The sequence below is a fragment of the Flavobacterium esculini genome (assembly GCF_048284325.1).
Taxonomy (GTDB): domain Bacteria; phylum Bacteroidota; class Bacteroidia; order Flavobacteriales; family Flavobacteriaceae; genus Flavobacterium.
This window is the reverse complement of record NZ_JBLVPI010000005.1, coordinates 139,099-161,668: the sequence shown is the minus strand read 5'-3', so window position 1 is coordinate 161,668 and position 22,570 is coordinate 139,099. Positions and strand designations below refer to the sequence as shown.

The 22,570-nt window shown below is 31.9% G+C and carries 20 protein-coding genes; 12 read left to right on the top strand and 8 right to left on the bottom strand.

Features of this window, described 5'->3' with window-relative positions; genetic code table 11:
- Nucleotides 1-66: 66 nt before the first annotated feature.
- From ilvC to ACNQGG_RS06450, 9 genes are all read left to right on the top strand, one after another.
- Nucleotides 67-1,536 (top strand): ketol-acid reductoisomerase, encoded by a 1,470-nt coding sequence (gene ilvC / locus ACNQGG_RS06490; protein ID WP_417962303.1) that lies wholly within the window; start codon nt 67-69, stop codon nt 1,534-1,536.
- A gap of 478 nt (nt 1,537-2,014) precedes the next feature.
- Nucleotides 2,015-3,922, top strand: coding sequence for an acetate--CoA ligase (gene acs / locus ACNQGG_RS06485; protein ID WP_417962300.1), 1,908 nt, complete (start codon nt 2,015-2,017; stop codon nt 3,920-3,922).
- A gap of 162 nt (nt 3,923-4,084) precedes the next feature.
- Entirely contained in the window at nt 4,085-5,215 is a 1,131-nt protein-coding gene (locus ACNQGG_RS06480) for an NAD(P)/FAD-dependent oxidoreductase (RefSeq protein ID WP_417962298.1), read from the top strand.
- Nucleotides 5,216-5,929 carry a methyltransferase domain-containing protein gene (locus ACNQGG_RS06475; RefSeq protein WP_417962296.1) on the top strand — a complete coding sequence of 238 codons (714 nt, stop codon included), beginning with the start codon at nt 5,216-5,218 and terminating at the stop codon, nt 5,927-5,929. It begins immediately after the preceding gene.
- Nucleotides 5,926-6,978, top strand: a complete 1,053-nt coding sequence (locus ACNQGG_RS06470) for a type III polyketide synthase (protein WP_417962425.1) — start codon at nt 5,926-5,928, stop codon at nt 6,976-6,978. Before ACNQGG_RS06475 ends, ACNQGG_RS06470 begins: the two co-directional genes overlap by 4 nt.
- A gap of 34 nt (nt 6,979-7,012) precedes the next feature.
- Entirely contained in the window at nt 7,013-7,441 is a 429-nt protein-coding gene (locus ACNQGG_RS06465) for a 3-hydroxyacyl-ACP dehydratase FabZ family protein (protein ID WP_417962294.1), read from the top strand.
- A 55-nt stretch (nt 7,442-7,496) separates the two neighbouring features.
- Nucleotides 7,497-8,777, top strand: coding sequence for a beta-ketoacyl-[acyl-carrier-protein] synthase family protein (locus ACNQGG_RS06460; RefSeq protein WP_417962292.1), 1,281 nt, complete (start codon nt 7,497-7,499; stop codon nt 8,775-8,777).
- Between the two features lie 123 nt (nt 8,778-8,900).
- Nucleotides 8,901-9,149, top strand: coding sequence for an acyl carrier protein (locus ACNQGG_RS06455; protein ID WP_417962289.1), 249 nt, complete (start codon nt 8,901-8,903; stop codon nt 9,147-9,149).
- Between the two features lie 188 nt (nt 9,150-9,337).
- The gene (locus tag ACNQGG_RS06450) at nt 9,338-9,823 is read left to right on the top strand and encodes a 4'-phosphopantetheinyl transferase family protein (protein WP_417962287.1); all 486 of its coding nucleotides are present in this window, start codon (nt 9,338-9,340) and stop codon (nt 9,821-9,823) included.
- A gap of 33 nt (nt 9,824-9,856) precedes the next feature.
- On the opposite strand, the gene ACNQGG_RS06445 is transcribed toward ACNQGG_RS06450, so the two are convergent.
- Both ACNQGG_RS06445 and ACNQGG_RS06440 read right to left on the bottom strand, forming a co-directional pair.
- Nucleotides 9,857-10,453, bottom strand: coding sequence for a 3'-5' exonuclease (locus ACNQGG_RS06445; protein WP_417962285.1), 597 nt, complete (start codon nt 10,451-10,453; stop codon nt 9,857-9,859).
- 2 nt (nt 10,454-10,455) lie between these two features.
- Nucleotides 10,456-12,372 carry a DUF294 nucleotidyltransferase-like domain-containing protein gene (locus ACNQGG_RS06440; RefSeq protein WP_417962283.1) on the bottom strand — a complete coding sequence of 639 codons (1,917 nt, stop codon included), beginning with the start codon at nt 12,370-12,372 and terminating at the stop codon, nt 10,456-10,458.
- 184 nt (nt 12,373-12,556) lie between these two features.
- Between ACNQGG_RS06440 and ACNQGG_RS06435 the strand changes: the two genes are divergently transcribed.
- Nucleotides 12,557-13,060, top strand: coding sequence for a DUF2911 domain-containing protein (locus ACNQGG_RS06435; RefSeq protein WP_417962281.1), 504 nt, complete (start codon nt 12,557-12,559; stop codon nt 13,058-13,060).
- A 311-nt stretch (nt 13,061-13,371) separates the two neighbouring features.
- On the opposite strand, the gene fucP is transcribed toward ACNQGG_RS06435, so the two are convergent.
- Genes fucP through ACNQGG_RS06415 form a run of 4 tightly spaced genes read right to left on the bottom strand, consistent with a single transcriptional unit; the run spans nt 13,372 to nt 17,154 of the window.
- Nucleotides 13,372-14,733, bottom strand: a complete 1,362-nt coding sequence (gene fucP, locus ACNQGG_RS06430; protein WP_417962279.1) for an L-fucose:H+ symporter permease — start codon at nt 14,731-14,733, stop codon at nt 13,372-13,374.
- Nucleotides 14,734-14,753: 20 nt separating this feature from the next.
- Complete coding sequence (locus ACNQGG_RS06425) at nt 14,754-15,692, bottom strand: carbohydrate kinase family protein (RefSeq protein ID WP_417962277.1); 939 nt, start codon at nt 15,690-15,692, stop codon at nt 14,754-14,756.
- Between the two features lie 54 nt (nt 15,693-15,746).
- On the bottom strand, nt 15,747-16,601 hold the full coding sequence (locus ACNQGG_RS06420; RefSeq protein ID WP_417962275.1) for a sugar phosphate isomerase/epimerase family protein: 855 nt from the start codon (nt 16,599-16,601) through the stop codon (nt 15,747-15,749).
- Between the two features lie 16 nt (nt 16,602-16,617).
- A complete protein-coding gene (locus ACNQGG_RS06415; protein ID WP_417962423.1) occupies nt 16,618-17,154 on the bottom strand; it encodes a carbohydrate porin in 537 nt (178 codons plus the stop codon).
- Between the two features lie 453 nt (nt 17,155-17,607).
- On the opposite strand from ACNQGG_RS06415, the gene ACNQGG_RS06410 reads away from it, so the two are divergent.
- Nucleotides 17,608-18,345, top strand: a complete 738-nt coding sequence (locus ACNQGG_RS06410) for an NUDIX hydrolase (RefSeq protein ID WP_417962272.1) — start codon at nt 17,608-17,610, stop codon at nt 18,343-18,345.
- Between the two features lie 241 nt (nt 18,346-18,586).
- On the opposite strand, the gene ACNQGG_RS06405 is transcribed toward ACNQGG_RS06410, so the two are convergent.
- Nucleotides 18,587-20,089: an aldehyde dehydrogenase family protein gene (locus ACNQGG_RS06405; protein WP_417962270.1), complete on the bottom strand. Its 1,503-nt coding sequence runs from the start codon at nt 20,087-20,089 to the stop codon at nt 18,587-18,589.
- Nucleotides 20,090-20,301: 212 nt separating this feature from the next.
- A complete protein-coding gene (locus ACNQGG_RS06400) occupies nt 20,302-21,138 on the bottom strand; it encodes a helix-turn-helix domain-containing protein (protein ID WP_417962268.1) in 837 nt (278 codons plus the stop codon).
- Nucleotides 21,139-21,319: 181 nt separating this feature from the next.
- Between ACNQGG_RS06400 and ACNQGG_RS06395 the strand changes: the two genes are divergently transcribed.
- A complete protein-coding gene (locus ACNQGG_RS06395) occupies nt 21,320-22,564 on the top strand; it encodes a multidrug effflux MFS transporter (protein ID WP_417962266.1) in 1,245 nt (414 codons plus the stop codon).
- Nucleotides 22,565-22,570 lie beyond the last annotated feature (6 nt).

The following is a 22,570-nucleotide window of genomic DNA, read 5'->3' as shown; positions in this document are numbered from 1 at the left end:
TATAGAGCGCTATTGCAGCAATCAAAATTTCAAGTATTAAATTTTAAAATCATTAAATAAAAAAAGATGGCAAATTATTTCAATTCATTACCACTTAGATTACAATTAGAACAATTAGGCGTTTGCGAATTCATGGATCAATCAGAATTTGCAAATGGTATAACAGCATTAGCAGGAAAAAAAGTAGTTATCGTAGGTTGTGGAGCTCAAGGTTTGAACCAAGGTTTAAACATGAGAGATTCAGGTTTAGATATTTCTTACGCATTGCGTGCAGAAGCAATTTCCCAAAAAAGAGCTTCTTACATGAATGCTGCTGATAATGGTTTCAAAGTGGGAACTTATGAAGAATTAATTCCAACTGCTGATTTGGTTTGTAATCTTACACCAGATAAACAACATACAGCTGTAGTAACAGCAATCATGCCTTTGATGAAAAACGGTTCAACATTAGCGTATTCTCATGGTTTCAATATCGTAGAAGAAGGAATGCAAATTCGTAAAGACATCACGGTTATCATGTGTGCTCCTAAATGTCCCGGATCTGAGGTTCGTGAAGAATATAAAAGAGGTTTTGGTGTACCAACTTTAATTGCAGTTCACCCTGAAAATAATCCAAACGGAGAAGGTTTCGAACAAGCAAAAGCGTATGCAGTTGCTACTGGAGGACATAGAGCAGGAGTTTTGAACTCTTCATTTGTAGCTGAAGTAAAATCAGATTTAATGGGAGAACAAACAATCCTTTGTGGAATGTTACAAACAGGTTCGATTTTATGTTTCGACAAAATGGTTGAAAAAGGAATCGAGCCAGCTTATGCTTCGAAATTAATTCAATACGGTTGGGAAACTGTAACTGAAGCTTTGAAACATGGTGGAATTACAAATATGATGGATCGTCTTTCAAATCCTGCAAAAATTGAAGCATACGAAATTTCGGAAGAATTGAAAGATATCATGCGTCCATTGTTCCAAAAACATCAAGACGATATCATTTCTGGAGAATTTTCAAGAAACATGATGATTGACTGGGACAATAATGATGTTAATTTATTGACTTGGAGAGCTGCAACTGCAGAAACTAATTTTGAAAAAACGGCTCCAACAGCAGCTCATATTTCAGAACAAGAATATTTTGACAATGGAGTTTTGATGATCGCTATGGTTAAAGCGGGTGTAGAATTAGCTTTTGAAACAATGACACAATCAGGAATCATTGAAGAATCAGCTTACTACGAATCTTTACATGAATTGCCTTTAATTGCTAATACAGTAGCAAGAAAAAAATTATATGAAATGAACAGAATCATTTCAGATACTGCAGAATATGGTTGTTACTTGTTTGATCATGCTTGTAAACCTCTATTGGTTGATTTTATGAAAACTGTAGACACTAACGTAATTGGTAAACCATTCTCAACTTCTAACGGAGTGGATAATGCAGTTCTTATTGCAGTAAATAAAAGTATTCGTCAACACCCTATTGAAGAAGTAGGAGAATGGTTGAGAGAATCTATGACGGCTATGAAAAAAATAGGATAATAAAAATTAGGAATTACACACATTAGGGTGTGTTGGGATTTGCATTATATCATTTGAATCCATAATATTTTGAATTAGTAAGCACTTATTAAAAGAAAAAAGAGATATGGATGCATATTACTTTCACTTAACTTCGAACGATTTGAAAGTTAAGTGAAGTAATTCCTTTCAAAAACAGAATTAGATACTTTTTAATGTCTAAATTTAGATTTTGAGAGGCTTCAATTTAAGTAGTAATAATGTATATTTTTATTATTAAAAATTATTGTTGTTAAATTTTGTTGAGATAAAAGGCGAGGTAGAAATTCTATCTCGCTTTTTTTGTTTTAATCACAATTCTTCCAAATAGCAAAAAACAAACAAATTATCATTAAAAAATGGCTTTTATTATATAATATTTAATTTAATATAGGAATTTATAATTTAAATAATTTTAAGAATAGAAAGAGATTTAATACTTTTATAAAAAATTAAAAACATGAGCTACTATAAAATTGATAATTTAGAACAATATTTTAAACATTATAATAAATCAGTTCGTGAGCCAAGAAAATTTTGGGGTAAAATAGCAGAAGAAAATTTCACTTGGTACCAACAATGGGATAAAGTTGTCGATTTTAATATGGCGGAAGCCGAAGTAAAATGGTTTACTGAAGCTAAAGTAAATATGACTAAAAATTGTATTGACAGACATCTTGCTAAAAGAGGTGATAAAACGGCTATTATTTTTGAGCCGAATGATCCAACAGAAACAGCATTACATATAACATATAATGAATTACATCAACGTGTTTGTAAAATGGCAAATGTGTTGCGTGAACAAGGTATAAAAAAAGGAGATCGTGTTTGTATTTATTTACCAATGATACCTGAATTGGCCATAACCACTTTGGCTTGCGCCAGAATTGGAGCCATACATTCCGTTATTTTTGCAGGATTTTCATCCTCAGCTGTAGCCACTAGAATAAATGACAGCGATTGTAAAATGGTCATCACTTCAGATGGAGGTTATCGCGGTAACAAAACCATTGATTTAAAAGGAATTATTGACGAAGCATTGATAAACTGTCCGGGTGTATCAACTGTTTTGGTGGTAAAAAGAACGAATACTTCCGTAAATATGAAAGATGGACGTGACCAATGGTTGCAGCCCCTTTTAGACGAAGCTTCAGATAATAATGTTGCTGAAATCATGGATGCCGAAGATCCGTTGTTTATCCTTTACACTTCTGGTTCAACAGGAAAACCTAAAGGAATGGTACACACTACTGCAGGATATATGGTTTACACTGCTTATACTTTCAAGAATGTATTCAATCATGAAGAAAACGACATTTTTTGGTGTACTGCTGATATAGGTTGGATTACCGGACATTCATATACCTTATATGGTCCGTTATTAAATGGTGGAACAACTGTAATTTTTGAAGGAGTTCCGTCTTACCCTGATTTTAGTCGTTTCTGGGAAATCATCGAGAAACATAAAGTAACTCAATTTTATACGGCACCAACTGCTATTCGTGCTTTGGCAAAAGAAAGTTTAGAATACGTGCAAAAATTCCCTTTGAAATCATTAAAAGTAATTGGTTCAGTAGGCGAGCCAATAAATGAAGAAGCTTGGCATTGGTACAACGACCATGTTGGGGATAAGAGATGTCCAGTTGTGGATACGTGGTGGCAAACGGAAACAGGTGGGATTATGATTTCGCCAATTGCTTTTGTGACGCCAACTAAACCAACCTATGCTACTTTGCCATTACCTGGGATTCAACCGGTATTAATGGACGAAAAACGAAATGAAATTGAAGGCAATCAAGTGGTAGGCAGCTTGTGTATTAAATTCCCATGGCCTGGAATCGCCAGAACCATTTGGGGTGATCATCAACGATATAAAGACACCTACTTTTCTACCTTTCCAGGTAAGTATTTCACTGGTGACGGCGCTTTGCGTGATGAAGTAGGATACTATAGGATTACGGGTCGTGTGGATGATGTAGTTATCGTTTCTGGACACAATTTAGGAACTGCTCCAATTGAAGATGCCATTAATGAACATCCGGCAGTTGCTGAATCAGCCATTGTAGGTTTCCCTCATGATATCAAAGGAAATGCTTTATATGGTTTTGTAATTCTAAAAGAAACCGGAGAAACCAGAAATAAAGAAAATCTTATTAAAGAGATTAATCAACACATAACGGATCACATTGGTCCAATTGCTAAGTTGGACAAAATTCAATTTGTTTCCGGCTTGCCAAAAACACGTTCTGGAAAAATCATGCGTAGAATTCTTCGCAAAATAGCAGAAGGGGATTATTCAAATTTTGGAGATACTACAACATTATTAAATCCTGAAATTGTTGAAGAAATAAAAGAAGGAAAATTGTAGATTAATTAAAAGCTGTTTGTAATAAAACAGCTTTTTTTTGAATTATATTGTTGAAGTGACTCTAAAAAAAGCAAATATTTTCAGTTTATTAAAGTAATTATGTAAGTTTTATATTAAATAATATAGCTACGTTCCCAAACAAATCCATAAATTTACTTCTATATGAAAAATAATGAAGTTTTAATTATTGGTGGTGGCTTAGCAGGTTTAACTGCTGCAATTCATTTATCCAAAATTGGATTTCAAATTACCGTTGTAGAAAAAAATGAATTTCCAAAACATAAAGTTTGTGGCGAATACATTTCTAATGAAGTATTGCCTTATCTGAATTGGTTGGATTTAATAATAGCTGATTTATATCCTACAACGATTACAAAACTTGAATTTTCGACAGTTAACGGAAAGAGAATCAAAAGTACGTTGCCTCTTGGAGGATTTGGAATTAGTCGCTATGCTCTAGATGAGTATTTATATAAAAAAGCAATTGCAAATGGTTGTGAAATTATTCAGGATTTAGTTGAAGAAATAGCTTTTGAAGATGATATATTTACAGTAACAACTTCAAAAAAAACTATTTTGAAATCTAAAATTGTAATTGGAGCTTTTGGCAAACGTTCTATTATTGATCAAAAACTAAATCGTAATTTTATTCAGAAGAAATCACCATGGTTGGCTGTCAAAGGACATTATTCAGGAAATTTCCCTAATGACAAAGTTGGTCTTCATAATTTTAAAGGTGGCTATTGTGGTGTTTCAAAAGTTGAAAATGGTGCAATTAATATTTGTTATTTAGCAGATTATGAAACTTTCAAACAGTTTAAAAATGTTGCGGAATATCAAAATAAAGTTGTTTCCCAAAACCCACATTTAAAAATAATTTTCGAAAAAAGCAACTTGCTTTTCGAAAAACCATTATCAATAAGCCAAATTTCTTTCGAAAAAAAACAAGCTGTTGAAAATCATGTTTTAATGATTGGAGATACAGCCGGATTAATCCATCCCTTATGTGGAAATGGAATGGCAATGGCAATCCATAGTGCTAAAATTGTTTCGGAATTAGTGGAGAAATATTTTAACAACGAAATTAAATCCCGAAACGAATTAGAAGAAAAATACAGAAAGGAATGGAGTTTTAATTTTGGTCAAAGATTAAAAATAGGGAGATTTTTATCGAATCTTTTAAAAAAGCAAAAACTCTCAGGTGTATTAATGCGTATATTGATTGCATTTCCGTTTTTATTACCGAAAATTATAAAAAAAACGCATGGAAAACCTATAATTTTAAACTCATAAATGTTTATAAACACTAAATATAGAACGGATCAATCTGAGACTATGGATGATTTTAGCATGCAAGGAGAAATCTTGCGAGATGCATTAGATAAAATTGCCCAAATCAATCAGCTCTTGGGAGGAAACCAGTTAACTTTACGAGGTGTTCAGAGTTTGATTCGGAATATTTCTAAATCAAATGAAATTAGAATAGTTGATGTAGGTTGTGGTAATGGAGATATGTTGCGCACATTGGCGGATTTTGGATTAAAAAACAATCTTAAATTTCAATTAATAGGCATAGATGCTAATACTTTTACGATTGAGCATGCACGAAAATTATCTGAAAAGTATTCTAATATATCGTACCAATGCGAAGATATATTTGATAAATCTTTTGAAGGATTAAAATATGATATTGTTTTGTGTACTTTGACATTGCATCATTTTAAAAACGATAAAATTATTCATTTGTTACATGTTTTTAATACTAATTCGAATGTTGGGATTGTTATAAATGATTTGCAAAGGAGCGCCGTTGCTTATCTCTTATTTCAGGCATTATGTTTTGTTTTTCGATTGAATAATATGTCACGGGGAGATGGATTAATTTCAATTCTACGAGGTTTTAAAAAAGAAGAACTGGTTAGCTTTTCAAAAAAATTAGATTTTAACAACTACAAAATTCAATGGAAATGGGCTTTTCGCTACCAGTGGATAATTTCAAAAATATGAGTGTAAAAATAAAAGCCGTTACAAAACAATTACCAAAATACTCCCGAACAACCGAAGAAATCATTCCATTTTTAGATGCTTGGTTAGTCGGACAAGACGAACGTTTCATAAGGAAAGTAAAGAAAATTTTTGAAGGTGCTGCTGTTGATAAACGGTATTCCATAATGGATCCAATCGAGGTATTTACGAAAACTTCTTTTGAAGAAAGAAATGATATTTATGTCCGGAAGGTAATTGATTTAGGCGAAAAAGTATTGAAAAAAGCATTGAAAAAAGCCAATTGGAATCCAGAAGACTTAGATTACATCATTACGGTAAGTTGTACCGGAATTATGATTCCGTCTTTAGATGCATATTTGATTAATAAATTAAAATTACGCCAAGATATCGTTCGGCTTCCAGTAACTGAGATGGGCTGTGCCGCCGGGATTTCAGGAATTATTTATGCTAAAAATTTCTTGCAGGCTAATCCTGGAAAACGGGCTGCAGTTATTGCAGTTGAAAGTCCAACAGCTACATTTCAATTAGATGATTTTTCGATGGCTAATATTGTAAGCGCAGCTATTTTTGGTGATGGTGCAGCTTGCGTTTTACTTACTTCTAATGACCAAGATGAAGGCCCTGAAATTCTAGCCGAAGAAATGTATCATTTTTATGATAACATTCAGATGATGGGTTTCAAACTCACAAACTCCGGTTTACAAATGGTATTGGATATTGAAGTTCCTGAAACTATTGCGTCACATTTTCCAGATATCATTAATCCATTTTTAGAAAAGAATAAGGAAACTATTGAAACTATTGATTATTTGATCTTTCACCCAGGTGGAAAAAAAATTGTTCAAACGGTTGAACGTTTATTTTCTGATTTAGGAAAGAACATTGACGACACAAAAGAAGTGTTGCGATTGTATGGAAACATGTCCAGTGCTACTGTTTTATATGTTTTAGAACGAATTATGGACAGCAAACCTAAAAAAGGAGAGAAAGGATTAATGTTGAGTTTTGGTCCTGGATTTTCGGCTCAACGAGTTTTATTGCAGTTTTAGCCCCTTAACCCCCAAATGGGGGAATAGAAAAACTATGAAAAAAGAAGAAATCATATCAAAATTACCTTATTCTAAGCCGTTTTTATTTGTCGATGAAATTCTTCAAATCAATGAAAATGGAGTGGAAGGTACTTATACATTTGATGAAACGTTAGATTTTTACAAAGGGCATTTTAAAGAACATCCCGTTACTCCAGGAGTAATTTTAACTGAAGTTATGGCACAAATTGGATTGGTTTGTTTAGGGATATTTTTGTTAGATGATTCATTTAATAAAATGACCTCAATTGCTTTAACATCAACAGAAATAGAATTTTTAAAACCTATTTTTCCAAATCAAAAAGTAATAGTCATTTCAGAAAAAATATACTTTAGATTTGGAAAATTAAAATGTAAAGTGAGAATGATAAATGAAAAAGGAGAAGACGTTTGTACGGGAACAATAGCAGGGATGATAGTTTAAGATTGAAAATTAGATTTAAAAAAAATCAGCAGATACTGAAATAAATTCAGCATAAATGGAAAAACGTGTCGTAATTACAGGACTTGGTGTCGTTGCTCCAAATGGAGTAGGACTTGATACTTTTACTCATGCCATAAAAAATGGAATTTCGGGAATCAAACATGATCCAGAATTAGAAAGACTGCAATTTTCTTGTCAGATTGCTGGAAAACCTGAAATTTCCACTGAATTAGCATTGCAGTATTTTTCGGAATTAGAGTTGAGAAATTTCAATTCAACGGGAATTTTATATGGAGTTATTGCCGGGATTGATGCTTGGAAAGATGCTGGTTTAGCTTTGGAAATCAATGAAGAACCGGATTGGGATAGCGGAACTATTTTTGGAACAGGAACCTCTGGAATTGATAAATTTCGCGAAAGCATTTATAAAATTGATGATTTTCAAACCCGTCGATTAGGGAGTACAGCCGTAGCACAAACTATGAATAGTGGTGTGAGTGCTTATTTAGGAGGGAAATTAGGATTAGGAAACCAAGTAACCACCAATTCTTCGGCATGCACAACAGGAACCGAAAGTATTTTGATGGCATACGAACGGATAAAATCAGGACAGGCAAAACGCATTTTGGCAGGAAGCACGAGTGATTCAGGACCTTATATTTGGGGTGGTTTTGATGCGATGAAAGTCTGCACTTTTAAGCATAATGAAAATCCGGAACAAGGCTCAAGACCAATGTCTGAAAGTGCTTCAGGATTTGTTCCAGGAAGTGGAGCAGGGGCATTAGTTTTGGAAGATTTAGAAAACGCATTAGCACGAGGCGCTAAAATCTATGCAGAGGTTTTGGGTGGAAATATAAATTCTGGTGGTCAACGCGGTTTAGGAACGATGACCGCTCCAAATCCGACAGCCGTTCAAAAATGCATTAAAAATGCTATCGAAAATGCTGGAATTTCAGCTAATGATATTGACGCTATAAACGGACATTTAACAGCTACATCAAAAGATAGTTTGGAGATTCAGAATTGGAGCGAAGCTTTGGGAAGAAAAGGAAAAGATTTTCCTTATATAAACTCATTGAAATCAATGGTTGGGCATTGCTTGTCAGGAGCGGGAAGTATAGAAAGTGTGGCCTCGACATTGCAATTATATAAAGGATTTGTTTTCCCAAATATCAATTGTGAAGATATAAATTCTGAAATTACCGATTTAATTGATGAATCAAGAATTCCAAGACAACTGATTGAGAAAGAATTGAATATTATTGCCAAAGCGAGTTTTGGTTTTGGTGATGTGAATGGATGTGTGATTTTTAAAAAATATAAATCCCATCCCTAACGAAGGAATGGAGCCGAATCCGAAAACACAAGTATTATTTATAAAATCTATTTGTAAATTAAGCTAAACAAAAACAAACCACTTCGCTTTTAAGTCTTTACGAGCTAAAAAATAAAAAAAAACATGAATAAACAAGAAACAATCGAGCAATTAAAATCTATTGTAAAGCCTTATATTCAGAACCAAGAGGCATTTGATGCACTTACTGAAGACACTGATTTTATTAATGATTTGAAGATTAATTCCGCAAATCTGGTTGATGTAATTCTTGATATTGAGGAAAAATACAATATAATAATAGATAACGAATCTATGGAACAGATGGTTAATGTTAAAGCAGCTATGCAAATTATTGATGCCAAATTATCCTAAAAATGATAGAAAAGGACAAAATACAATTTATTTTGTGCCTTTGAATAGAAAAATTTAACCACAAAAGGCACAAAAGGAAATAGTGGATTGCATTCTTTAAAATAGAATGCACCTGAAAATTTAGTTTTAACACTTTTTTCTGCATTCTTTTTTCTTTGTGCCTTTTGTGTAAAAAAAATAGCTCATAGATGATTGGAAATGACATTGTAGATTTAGCTTTAGCCAAAAAAGAAAGCAATTGGAAACGGAAAGGTTTTTTAGATAAAATTTTTACTCCAAAAGAGCAGTTGTTGATTTCTAATGCCAAAAATCCAGAAGTTATGGTTTGGAATTTATGGAGCAGGAAAGAAGCTGCCTATAAAATCTATAATAGAGAAACTCAAATTAGGGCATTTATTCCACTACAGTTGATTTGCTGTTTTGAAAATGAAACTTTAGGGACGGTTATTTGTAATGAAATTTTATATTACACACAAACTAGAATTTCGGATGAATTTATACACACTATTGCAGTTGTAAAAAAGGAATATTTTAATCAAATAAAGACTTTAAATTCTAAAACTGAAATCATTAAAATAAACAGAATTCCTTTTATAATTGATGAGCAGACCAAAATTGAGAAACCTGTTTCAATCAGTCACCATGGAAGGTTTTGGGAAGGTATCTATTATTGATTAAATAAATTTTATTACCTCTCCGGGAATAAATTACTTTATCCCCAGCCTAGATTTTAATTTCAAAAACAACAAAGCGGTTTTATAAGCATCCTCAGCAGAAGAATTTCGATCACTTTTAGGAATATTATATGCCGTACAAAGTTCGTCTAGAGAAAATTGTTTGTCATTGATATCATTCAATTTGCGATGCATAACATCAACGTCCAGAGCTTCATTTTTTAATCGGCCGCAATCTAATCTTTCAAGGGCTGCATTAATCATCTCTACATCAAAATCAATATGATGTCCCACTAAAACGGCATTCCCAATATATTCTATTAAAGTTTGTATCGCTTCAGCTTCCCCAAGTTTTTTCATTTTGCTTTCGACAATAAACTCGTTCGAAAGACCGTTATCATGTAAAAATTTATATTGCAATAAAACGGTTTCAAAACTGTCACCAATAAGTATACTATTATCAACTACAGCAAAAGAACCAATTGATAAAATAACATCTTTTACAGGGTTTAAGCCTGATGTTTCTGTTGATAAAACTACAAAACGAGTTGATTTTTTATCAAATTTTGCCAAATAGGTTTTCCAAAATTCAGGATATTCTTTATTTAAATTTTTCAGCCAGTCCAACATAGTTATGAAAATTGAGTGAGTTGAAATTTACTTTTAATTAATTCTTCCAATTCTCTCATTGGAGCGAAAGCATTTTTAAGTTTTTCTTTATCAATTTTTGATAATTCATGTAAATTTATAAATTGACCAGAATCATCATTTTTTAACCCTTCTAAAGTTCTAAATTTTGATAATATCAAAAAAGCTTCGGCACAATTAAGGTAAATCTCGGAATGTTTGGAATCTATAATTGCTAACTGTTTGAATCGTTGATAGGTATTGTTAATACCTCTTATATTATAGCTCAATGTAAATAAACGAGCACCATCAATCAACGGCATTAAAGCACGTGTTTTTATATCAAATTTATCTTTATTTGGTTCTTCTTCTTCAATATTAAATTTTTTAAAAAAACTTAATGGAGCATTTTTTCTCAACGCATCATTCCCTAAGAAGTCAAAGAACAAAGCGTTATTTTTTGCATTTTTGAATACTATATTTCCTATGGCATCTTCTATTTTTTGTTCTCCAAAAGTGATTTCGTAATCAAAGAAAATACTACTTAAATCATTACTATTTTCACCTGGAGTATTCATCCAGCTGTCGTATTGCTTTGTCCAGTCTGTCAATGATTTACACCACAACATATTACTTCCCATATGACCATTTGGACAGTATTCATATCCTATTTTTTCAAGTGTGCCGGTGGTTCTTTTTGCCAGTTTAAGGAAGTAGTCTTTCACGTCACGGTATTTATCTGCAGAAACATCTTCAAAAATTAAAATGCTGTCTTGATCCGTTAATAATAACTGTTCTTTTCTTCCTTGACTACCAATACTCAACCAAGCAAAACGGGCAGGAGGTGAGCCCAAATCTAAAATTGATAATTCTACGGAACGCTTAATAATAGCCAAGTTGATTTCACTTGCAATATTGAAAACATGAGAAAGCGGTATATTTTTAGAAAGGGAAGTCTGAATCAGATCCGTCAAACGTTCCCGTATTTGTTTTAGTTCTTTTGGATTTTGAGAACGTTTTATTTCTTTAATCAAAACTCCAGGATTACTGGCTTGAGCTACCACTAAATCATGTTCAGAAATAATTCCTTTTAAAGCAGATTTATCAGTTCCATCTTGCGTTACACATAAATGAGTTACGTTGTGTTTCAACATAAGTAATTGAGCTTCTGCTAGGGAAACATTCTCTACAACTGTAATGACCGGCGATGACATTATTTTATCTACGGATATTGTTATTGGAAATCGTCCCGTGGCAATTTTTGAACGCATATCTGTATCTGTAATTATTCCTAAAGGAATATTATTATCACATATGACAATATTGTTTTTTAAGGATTCAGTCATCAATTGTGCAACATCTTGCACAATAGCCGTAACTGTTGTTTTTAATGGAGAAATGTTATAGGATAAAGATTGAAAATATTGCATTTCCGATTGCTGATCAGAATAGAAAACATTGTCAGAAATAAGTTTTCCTATTAAATTTTCTTTATCTTTTGGATTACGCGTATTTACAGCAAAACTTTCTAATAAAAAGTTTAAAACTTCAGAATTATTGGCGACAAAAGGACGAAAAGTAGCTATGGGAATGGCATAAACAATACTTTCTTCTCTGGCTTTAGCCGTCATCATATAATTGTTTTTGGCAAAAAATGGACGCAAACCAAAGATATCACCTGTATTACATTTATTCAATAGGGTTTCTTCAGCATCTGCTATGACAGATAGATTAATAACTCCTGATGCAACAACATAAAAACTATCATGTAAAACATCATTTACTTGAAATAATATTTTATGTTTTTCTAAATTTACAACGCGAATGTTTGTAGCTATTTCAGATAGTTCTTCAAACGTCAAGTGATTAAATGGTGGGTATTCCTTTAAAAAATCAGCAATGTGCTCAGCAATTGTATTCATAGTTCGGCAAATAAATAAAGTATTGTCTGTAAAAATAGCAAATTAAATAATTACAAGACTGTCAATTTTATAGTAAAACAAATAATTTATAAAATCCTTATTTTTTTCTTAAAATTAGTAAGAATTTATAATAAATTAAATAAGTTATTTTAAGTTTGTAATCATAACTAAAATATTTTAAATCATGAGATTACTTAAAAAAATACCCTTTTTTGCCTTTGCATTATTATTTATTAATTTTTTAAATGCTCAAGAGAAAGCTAGCCCGGCAGCTGTTGCAACTGGGAAAATTAATGGCGCTACAATTAGTATTAATTATAGTAGCCCTTCAGTTAAAGGAAGACAAATTTGGGGTGCGTTAGTTCCGTTTAATGAAGTTTGGCGTGCTGGCGCAAATGAAGCAACCACTTTTGAAACAGACAAAGATCTTACTATTGAAGGATTTAAATTACTTGCAGGAAAATATTCTTTTTTTGTTATGCCAAAAGAAAAAGAATGTGTCATCATTTTTAATAAAGAAGCTAAACAATGGGGAGCTTATAAATATAAAGATAAAGAAGATCAGTTAAGAGTTACAGTAAAACAGCAAATTGCTAATTCCACTTCTGAAAAATTAGTTTACACAATTGATAAAGATAATATTGTTTTAAGCTGGGGAAATTGGAATATTCCGATTTCTGTAAAATAATATAGTAGTAGCTTATTTTTTTATAAAGCATTAGCAAGAATATTGATAATGCTTTTTTTATTGGTTTTAAAAGTAGTAGGAGTAGAATTTAAAAGAATCAGTATTTGGAGAATTATAGAATCCAGGTGAATGCTCTAAAATTCTATTTTACATAATATAAATTATAGTTCAAATAGTGACATTGTAAATAAGGTCATTTATTGTATATTCAAAAACAAAAAAGAAACGAACAATATCATTATCATTAACTGTTCGTTTCTTTTTCGTTCTTTTTAGAATCAAACTTTTTAAAATCAAAAAGTCTAATCAAGTTAAACTGCCGCATCCGCAATATCAATGACTTCTTTGATTTTACTTTTTGACAATTTATAAGTACTATACCCATAATACGTTACAACTGATAGACAAATTAAAGGCAATATAAAGGAGAAATTTACTTCAGGAATATACCCGAATAATTTAATGTCAGAAAATCCGGAACCTCCTAAGTCCAAAATACTCCCTTGTATAACAGGCATCAATGCGCCACCAACAATAGCCATAACTAAACCAGCAGACCCAATTTTTGCTTCGTCTCCCATGTCTTTTAGTGCTATGCCATAAATAGTTGGAAACATAATAGACATAAAAATAGAAATACATACTAAAGAAATTAATCCAGCCATGCCTTGTAATAAAATTGCCCCAGCTGCACAAATTACTCCTCCAATACCAAATACCATTAATATTTTTGACGGATTTACAGTTTTCATCAAACCGGTTCCAATCCATCTGCCTAATAAAAATAAAATCATGGCAGTTATGTTGTAATATGTGGCAGTCAATTCTAATCCAAATGTTTTATTGATGTTATCTACGTATTGAAAAATAAAAGTCCAACACATAATTTGTGCCCCAACATAAAAAGCCTGCGCTATAACACCATGTTTATAATTTTTATTGGCAAATAACTTTTTGAATGATTCAGATATAGACATTTTATCTTCGTGTGCTGTTTTAGGCATTTTTGTTAAAATAATAATGATTAAAATTATTAAGACAAAAATTCCTAATCCAATGTACGGAATACTAATAACACTCAAATCATTTTCTCTAATACTGGCTAACTCATTTGAAGTTAAAGCTTTGTAAGCTTCTGGGGTATAATCATCTGATTTTATTTCTTTAATTACTAAAAATTGAGCCATGACCAATCCGGTTATTGCTCCAATAGGATTAAATGCTTGCGCTAAATTTAAACGTTGCGTTGCTGTTTCTTTATTGCCCAGAAATAAAATCAAAGGATTTGAAGTGGTTTCAAGGAAGGCTAAACCACATGTAATTACCCATAATGAAATAAGAAAGAACGTATAACTTTGATAATGTGCTGCCGGATAAAATAAAAAAGCACCTGTCGCATATAATAGCAGTCCTAATATTATTCCAGATTTATAGCTGTATTTTCTAATGAATAAGGCAGCCGGTAATGCCATAAAGAAATATCCAAAATAAAACGCAAATTGTACTAATGATGCTTGTGTGTTTGAAAGTTCTGGCATGACTTTTTTGAAAGTGGAAACCATCGGGGTTGTTAAATCATTAGCAATTCCCCAAAGGGCAAATAATATGGTTATTATTATAAATTGAAAAACAAATTCTTTACTGACTACAGGGATTTTTTTGAATTGATTCATTGTTTGGTTTGTTTAATTTGTTAATTAACAATATCAAATGGTTCTTTGGTTTTACAATCTGTATGTTCAAAACCACATAGAAAATCATCTATTTCCGATTGTGAAATTACAGGGTTTGCTCCTTCGTTTTGAGCAACAATAGCGCCAACGGCAGTAGCAAAATTAATGGCATATTGAGGATCTTCTCCATTGAGTAACATTATGATCAATGAAGCTAAAAAAGAATCTCCTGAACCCACAGTATCAATTACATTTACTTTGAATCCACAATTATGGTAAAATGTATCATTGCAATACAACACCGCTCCATGAGATCCTAAAGTAACGCAAACCGTATCGGTATTGGTTTCCTTGGCAATGAATTTAATATTTTGCTCTAATGACTTTTTATTTGAATTTAAATCCTCGCAAATTTCATTTAACTCATCATCATTAAACTTAATAAAATCAGCCGCATGCAATAAATCCAAAACATTTTTCTTAGTATAATGTGGTACTCTTAAATTCACATCAAATATTTTATATTTTGCAACAGCTAAAAGTTGTTCCAATGTATTTCTGGAAACTGAATCTCTACAAGATAAACTTCCGTAGACAAAAAAGTCCGCTTTTTCAACTATTGAAATATTCTCGTTTGAAGTTTCTATTTTATCCCATGCTGAAGGATAGTTAATATCATACGAAGCATTTCCTTTTTCATTCAAAATAACGTTAACTAAACCCGTTGGATAATTATCTTTTACTTGAACTGCATCGGTGTTAATTCCCGAAACATTCAAATACGTTATTAATTCTTTTCCGTTTAAATCGTTCCCTACTCCACTGATAACGGAAACCTCCCCTCCTAGCGAATTTAATCTTGAAGCCACATTTAGCGGAGCTCCACCAATTTTTTTATGCTCCAGAAAAACATCAAAAAGGATTTCTCCAAAACAAACACCGTTTAATTTTTTTTTCATTTGTTGTGATTTTTTGTAAAAAAGTATTTAATAATTACTTTTTTTTAGGTTTAATTATTTTTGATTCGTATACCATTTATTGACCATTTCCCTCATGAAAGCGAGGCTGCCTTTAGCAAGATCTTCCGAGTTGTATTTTGAAGGTCTCCACAAGGAAGTTGGGCCAACTAATGCAGTAATTTGTGAAGAAAAATTCTCCAGAATAAGTGGGCCTTGATAGTTAATAGCTGCCAAGGCTTTGAAAAAATCATCCCAATGCACATTGCCTTCACCAGTCATACCACGGTCACTTTCTGTTATATGCACATGTTTTAACCTGTTTCCTGCGCGAATAACGGGATCGTAGAAATTCCCTTCTTCAATATTCATGTGAAACGTATCCAGATGCAATCCTATATTATTTGTACCAATGGATTCAATCATATCCAACACTTCATCTGCTGCTGTAAAAACATAACTTTCGTACCGATTAATGGGTTCGGGAGCAATTGTGATATTGCTTTTGTTAGCATAATCAGCAACTTCGGTAAATACTTGCTGAATGATTATTTTTTCTTCTTTGGTACAAGGTTTTCCGGTAAATGTTCCAATGGCGGAATGCAACACACCCCCTAAAAAATCACCATCCATTTCAGCTACTTTGTCAAGTGCTGATTTAATAAGGGTTATTGCTTGCTCAGGATATAAAGGAATGTGACAATTTGTTGGTAAATTTAACGTGCAACGACCTAAAATACCTTTATTATCAAGTAATTTTTTTGTTGTTTTAGCATCGAAATCTAATGAAGACGGTAAGATAATTTCAAGCATATCAAAGCCATATTCCGCGGTCTTTTCTATTGCAAAACGACCTCCTTCGGCACTCCATCCGGGGATAAATGATAAAATTGTTGTTCCAAAAATTGGCATATTTATGATTTTAAATTTATTTTGGCACTACTGTGGGAGTAAAAGAAAATTTCCACATATTGGCTTCTGGATTATCTCCGTCTTTTCGCACTGCATAATGTACTTCTTCAATTAAGTGTAACCACTTTGTTACATAAAAGAAACTTCTAAAACCCACTACAAAATCTGTTTTTTGATTGTAAAATTGATTTCCGTTGAAGTATTCATCCGTATTCGTACTGGCAGAACCCCCTTTACTTTTTGTAAAAACACTATATCCATTGATACTGAATTTTTGCGAAAGGTTTAATAGAAAATGTTCCACCATTGTTAAGGAATATGCATTGCTATATTTTCCTTCTGAATCTGGCGCTCCATAAGTTGCCCAAGTAAAAGTATTTCCCTTATCACCTCTATTTGCAATTCCGGTACCATAACGCACCGAAAATTGATTAAACGAGTCGGGTAAAACTGTTTTTAGCGGATTATTGTATTTAATACCAGCTACCCAGCCGTTATCGGATGGATAATTCTTAGAAACCTTTTTGGAGTTAGCATTAGGCGAGAGTAAAATAATTAAGAAAAAAAAGATTTATTAAGTGTTTTAAAAAGTTGACTAAACATATAGTAGATTTGTTAAATAGTTTCTTTTTTTAGTGCTTCTGAAATATTTGATACTCTTGTTAATTTTGTTCCATAAAAATTAGTTTTTCAATTTACATTGTTGATTTTTAATATTAAGCGTCGTTTTGAATATTATTCTTCAAATGTATTATATTTTTTTAATTTACAATAAAAAAAATCAAATAAATATTTATTTATAGCATTTTTACGTCTAATTATATGATTTTTTAATAAATATCAATTAATTTGTTACAAATAATATATATCGTAATAATGACGTTTATTCTTGAATTGTATAGTGCTAAATATATTATTACAAATAAATCATTAATTTTGCAATATTAAAAGGCCGTGCAAAACAGTGCAATCTTTTCAAAAAACTAATTATATTCTTCGTTATCTTATGATGCCTCAAATAATTCCAAATATATCTGTAGACTGCGTCGTTTTTGGGTTTGACGCCAATACAAAATCACTAAACGTATTATTGATAAAACGTTATTTAGAATCTAAAGAAAATCACGAACCACTGGTTAACGATTATGTTTTAACGGGATATCATACGTTCGAAAATGAAACAATAGATGATACGGCTACCAGAGTCTTGAAAGAATTGACAGGACTTGATAATGTATATAAAAAGCAATTTAAAGTTTTTGGAGATCCGAATCGTTTGATGAATGAAAAAGATGTTATTTGGGCCAAAAATGAAAATTTTAATAAACGGACGATAACTATTGCCTATTATTTTTTAGTAAAAACACAGGAGGTCACTTTAGAAAATAAGCAACATAAACCGCAATGGTTTCCTGTAAATGATTTACCGGAATTAGGATTTGACCACAAGGATATTATCAATGAAGCATATGCTGATTTAAAGGAAAAAGCATTGAATAAACCTATCATTTTTGAACTTTTACCCGATAAATTCACCTTCAATGAATTACAGGATACTTACGAATCTATATTAGGAAATGGAATCGATAATCGGAATTTAAGGAGAAAATTGCTAACAAAGAAATATATTATTGAGCTGGATGAAAAACAAGTGGGAGTTTCAAAAAGACCTTCTCAACTTTTCATGTTTAGTAAAGATGTTTATCAAAAAATATATAAAGAAACCTACTTGATTACTATTTAGATTGATGGTATAATACTCTCAAAAGATATTACAAACAGTATTAGGAGAAATGACGCTCTTAAATCACTTGATTTTTTATTTATATCAACTCCTATTGATGTTTATTATTTTTGTTTGTACTTTTCATAGCTGGAATAATGTTATTGCTAACAATAACAGTTATATAAAATTAGTATCTTGTTTTAAATTAATAGACCCCAGACTTTTCCGGGGTCTATTACAAATTATAATCTAATATTGATTAAAAGAAACCAACTGGTTCTTTATCATAAGAGATCAACATATTTTTAACCTGACGGTAATGATCCAAAGCTAATTTATGATTTTCACGTCCAAAACCTGATTTTTTAACTCCACCAAAGGGTGCGTGAGCAGGATAGGTATTGTACTGGTTTACCCATACTCTACCTGCTTGAATTGCTTTTGGTACTTGAAATAATTCGTGAGCATCTCTGCTCCAAACTCCTGCACCTAAACCATAAATGGTGTCATTTGCAATTTCAATCGCTTCTTCAGTAGAACTAAAAGTAGTCAAAGCTACTACTGGTCCAAATATTTCTTCTTGAAAAACACGCATTTTATTGTTTCCTTTCAAAATGGTGGGTTGAACGTAATATCCGTTAGCAATATCGCCTTCATGATTTCCGGCAGCACCGCCTGATAATACTTCTGCTCCTTCTTCTTTACCAATATTGATATATCCAAGGATTTTATCCATTTGACCTTTAGATACTTGAGAACCAATCATCGTTTCAGGATCCAATGGATTTCCTACTTTTATTTTTTTGATTCGTTCCAACATTCTTTCGATAAATTTATCGGCAATACTTTCATGCACTAAAATTCGTGATGGAGTAGTACAAATTTCACCTTGATTTAAGGCAAACATAAGCGCACCTTCAATTGCTTTGCTAAAGAAAGCATCATCATGATCCGCTACTGATGGGAAGAAAATATTTGGAGATTTACCACCTAATTCCATTGTTACTGGAATAATATTTTCGGCAGCATTGTGGTATACTTTACGTCCAGTTTCCGTAGATCCTGTAAAGGAAAGTTTAGCAATACGATCTGAAGTAGCCAATGCGGTTCCTGCTTCATTACCAAATCCGGTAACAATGTTTAATACACCTGCAGGCAAAATATCGCCAATAAGTTCCATTAAACACATCACACTCGTTGGTGTTTGTTCTGCTGGTTTAACCACCACTGTATTTCCTGCTGCTAAAGCCGGAGCAATTTTCCATGCTAACATTAACAATGGAAAATTCCAAGGAATGATTTCGCCCACTACACCTACTGGTTCATGTAAAACAATACTTACTGTGTTTTTATCATGTTCAGAAATACTACCTTCATCAGCACGAATTACACCTGCAAAATAGCGGAAATGATCCACACAATACGGAATATCAGCCGCGCGGGATTCCCGAATTGGTTTTCCATTATCAATGGTTTCTAATGTTGCTAAATATTCTAAATTGTCTTCCATTACTTGTGCAATTTTCAACAACATATTACTTCTTTGTGTTGCAGAAGTTTTGCTCCAAGAAGGAAAAGCTTCGTGTGCAGCATCTAAAGCAAGAGTAATGTCCTCTTGAGTAGAACGTGCTGCTTGAGTAAATACTTTACCATCAACTGGCGACACATTGTCAAAATATTGACCTTTAATAGGTGCTACAAATTTACCTCCAATAAAATTACCATATTTTTCTTTAAAAACTGGTTTTGTTACATTAGCCATATTTATTTTTTTTAATTAAACAATTGTACTTTGATAACTAAAACGCTAATCAAAGTACACTGCAAATTTAAGGAGAGAGTAGTTTTATGAAGTTACCGATACAGTTCAAATACTTATTAAAAAAGTTCAAATATATTTTACAATACTGCTAAAAGTCTTTATATTTTAATTTATATAACTGAATTACAGCTATTTAATATAAAAATAATCTGCTATTTGATTTCTTTTGGACTTATTCCAAATTTATTTTTAAAGGCAATACTGAAATTAGAAAGATTGTTGTATCCACAATCTAAATAAATATCCGATGGTTTTAAAATCCCTTCCTGCAATGTTTTTTTTGCATTTTGTAACCTTTTGTCCTGCAACCATTTCCCTGGAGACATACTGTATTCGTTTATAAAATGGCGTTTAAAAGTAGAAAGACTCATACTACATAAAAAGGCAATTTCCTCAATCTTTAAATTAGAATTGATATTACTCTCTACTATATTTTTAAATGAAAAAGACTCTTTCGAAATTAAGGAATGCAAATACAATTCAAATTTAGAGCCGTATTTATTAATAAGATAAAGCATTATTTCTTCAAATTTTACAGCAAGTAAATTTTCCATATAAATAGAATCTGAACCACTTATTGCAGATAAAGAATTTAAATATGACGAAATGTAAGTGTCATTTTCGATAACAAAATAAGGAATTTCTTCTTTATTCGATGCAGTATTGCTCGTATGTTTGATTAAAAATTCGATTAGTTTATTTTCAGAAAAAAATAATAGCTTGCAATAATAAATATCTTCGTTATCCAATAATTCTGTCCAAAGACTGTTTCCTTTTTTAAGTAATAACGATTGTTGTTTGTTTACGGCAATTGAGGTATCTGCAAAATGGACTTGTTTTTTACCAACTTGTAGAAAACTAAACATATTCATACTTAAATTGACCTTACTTTTAACAACATTATTAGTCATCTTAAAATCATAAACGAATAAATCTTTTTTTGATTTATCATTTTTTAAATATATTTCAGGTATGTTTTCTATGGCCATTTTAAAATTTTAAAGGCTATAAATGTAGTTCATATTTATGCTTTACAATTAGAATTATAACATCTTATTTATTTTATTTCGTTTCTCATTTATCAATCATACTGCATTAGATTAGTTGTAAATGTAGTTTGATTCGGCTCTTAAATATTTACCTTTGCAAAAAATTTAAAAAAGCAATTTGATGTCCGATAAATCAATCCCAAAAACAAAATATATAAAATTAATTCTAATTTTAGGTTCGTTAACCGCGCTCGGTCCATTTTCAATTGATATGTATTTGCCTGGTTTTGCTGGAATTGCAAAAGACTTGAACACTTCGGTCGCCAATGTTTCAATGACTTTATCCAGTTATTTCATTGGGATTTCAGCGGGACAATTACTTTATGGGCCATTATTAGACCGTTTTGGCAGAAAAAAACCTTTATTTATAGGATTGTTAGTTTACATTTTAGCCTCATTAGGGTGTGTTTTTGTTACTGATATTGATACTTTCATTGGGTTGCGTTTTATTCAGGCTATCGGCAGTTGTGCTGCAACTGTAGCTTCGGTTTCTATGGTTCGGGATTTATTTCCTGTCAAAGATATTCCTAAAGTATTCTCATTATTGATGTTGGTTGTTGGGCTTTCGCCAATGTTAGCACCTACAATTGGAGGTTACATCACAGCCGATTATGGTTGGCATACTGTTTTTTTTATATTAATGTGCATGGGGATTTTGATTCTTTTGGCCGCTCAAATGGGCTTACCAAATACGTTTAAACCAGACACTTCAATTTCATTAAAACCTAAACCTATAATTACAAATTTTATTAGTATTGTAAAGGAACCTCAGTTTTATACCTATGCGTTTACAGGAGCTATCGCTTTCTCAGGGTTGTTTACTTATGTAGCAGCTTCTCCTATTTTATTCATGGATATTTTCAAAGTGGATGCTAAAACCTACGGATGGATATTTGCTTTTATGTCGCTAAGTTTTATAGGTGCCAGTCAGCTTAATTCATTATTATTAAGAAAATTTACCAGTGAGAAAATGATTTATGGTGCACTGATTACGCAATCCATTATTAGTATTTTATTCCTTATTTTGGCAATGAATAATCTTTTGGGATTATACGAAACTATTGCGATGCTATTCTTATTCTTAGGTTGTTTAGGGATATCAAATCCCAATACTGCGGGACTTACCCTTGCTCCTTTCTCAAGAAATGCGGGAAGTGCTTCGGCTTTAATGGGTGCTATTCAGTTAGGATTAGGAGCTTTGGCATCTTTTTCAGTGGGTGTTTTTGTAAAAGACTCTATGTTACCTATGGTGGTGATTATGACCGTTACCACAATTTTGGCATTAATCATTTTGATTTTTGGAAAACGAACCATAAAAAAAACTATTGCAACTTCTCATGATGAGGGAATTGCAATAGTTCATTAATTATAG

Excerpts from the sequence above, each read along its gene's own strand:
- ACNQGG_RS06410 (WP_417962272.1), top strand. The coding sequence starts at position 17,608 with ATGATGCCTCAAATAATTCCAAATATATCTGTAGACTGCGTCGTTTTT.
- ACNQGG_RS06455 (WP_417962289.1), top strand. The coding sequence starts at position 8,901 with ATGAATAAACAAGAAACAATCGAGCAATTAAAATCTATTGTAAAGCCT.
- ACNQGG_RS06460 (WP_417962292.1), top strand. The coding sequence starts at position 7,497 with ATGGAAAAACGTGTCGTAATTACAGGACTTGGTGTCGTTGCTCCAAAT.
- ilvC (WP_417962303.1), top strand. The coding sequence starts at position 67 with ATGGCAAATTATTTCAATTCATTACCACTTAGATTACAATTAGAACAA.
- ACNQGG_RS06440 (WP_417962283.1), bottom strand. The coding sequence starts at position 12,372 with ATGAATACAATTGCTGAGCACATTGCTGATTTTTTAAAGGAATACCCA.
- ACNQGG_RS06475 (WP_417962296.1), top strand. The coding sequence starts at position 5,216 with ATGTTTATAAACACTAAATATAGAACGGATCAATCTGAGACTATGGAT.
- ACNQGG_RS06470 (WP_417962425.1), top strand. The coding sequence starts at position 5,926 with ATGAGTGTAAAAATAAAAGCCGTTACAAAACAATTACCAAAATACTCC.
- ACNQGG_RS06480 (WP_417962298.1), top strand. The coding sequence starts at position 4,085 with ATGAAAAATAATGAAGTTTTAATTATTGGTGGTGGCTTAGCAGGTTTA.
- ACNQGG_RS06405 (WP_417962270.1), bottom strand. The coding sequence starts at position 20,089 with ATGGCTAATGTAACAAAACCAGTTTTTAAAGAAAAATATGGTAATTTT.
- acs (WP_417962300.1), top strand. The coding sequence starts at position 2,015 with ATGAGCTACTATAAAATTGATAATTTAGAACAATATTTTAAACATTAT.
- ACNQGG_RS06445 (WP_417962285.1), bottom strand. The coding sequence starts at position 10,453 with ATGTTGGACTGGCTGAAAAATTTAAATAAAGAATATCCTGAATTTTGG.
- ACNQGG_RS06395 (WP_417962266.1), top strand. The coding sequence starts at position 21,320 with ATGTCCGATAAATCAATCCCAAAAACAAAATATATAAAATTAATTCTA.
- fucP (WP_417962279.1), bottom strand. The coding sequence starts at position 14,733 with ATGAATCAATTCAAAAAAATCCCTGTAGTCAGTAAAGAATTTGTTTTT.
- ACNQGG_RS06425 (WP_417962277.1), bottom strand. The coding sequence starts at position 15,692 with ATGAAAAAAAAATTAAACGGTGTTTGTTTTGGAGAAATCCTTTTTGAT.
- ACNQGG_RS06420 (WP_417962275.1), bottom strand. The coding sequence starts at position 16,601 with ATGCCAATTTTTGGAACAACAATTTTATCATTTATCCCCGGATGGAGT.
- ACNQGG_RS06450 (WP_417962287.1), top strand. The coding sequence starts at position 9,338 with ATGATTGGAAATGACATTGTAGATTTAGCTTTAGCCAAAAAAGAAAGC.
- ACNQGG_RS06465 (WP_417962294.1), top strand. The coding sequence starts at position 7,013 with ATGAAAAAAGAAGAAATCATATCAAAATTACCTTATTCTAAGCCGTTT.
- ACNQGG_RS06400 (WP_417962268.1), bottom strand. The coding sequence starts at position 21,138 with ATGGCCATAGAAAACATACCTGAAATATATTTAAAAAATGATAAATCA.
- ACNQGG_RS06435 (WP_417962281.1), top strand. The coding sequence starts at position 12,557 with ATGAGATTACTTAAAAAAATACCCTTTTTTGCCTTTGCATTATTATTT.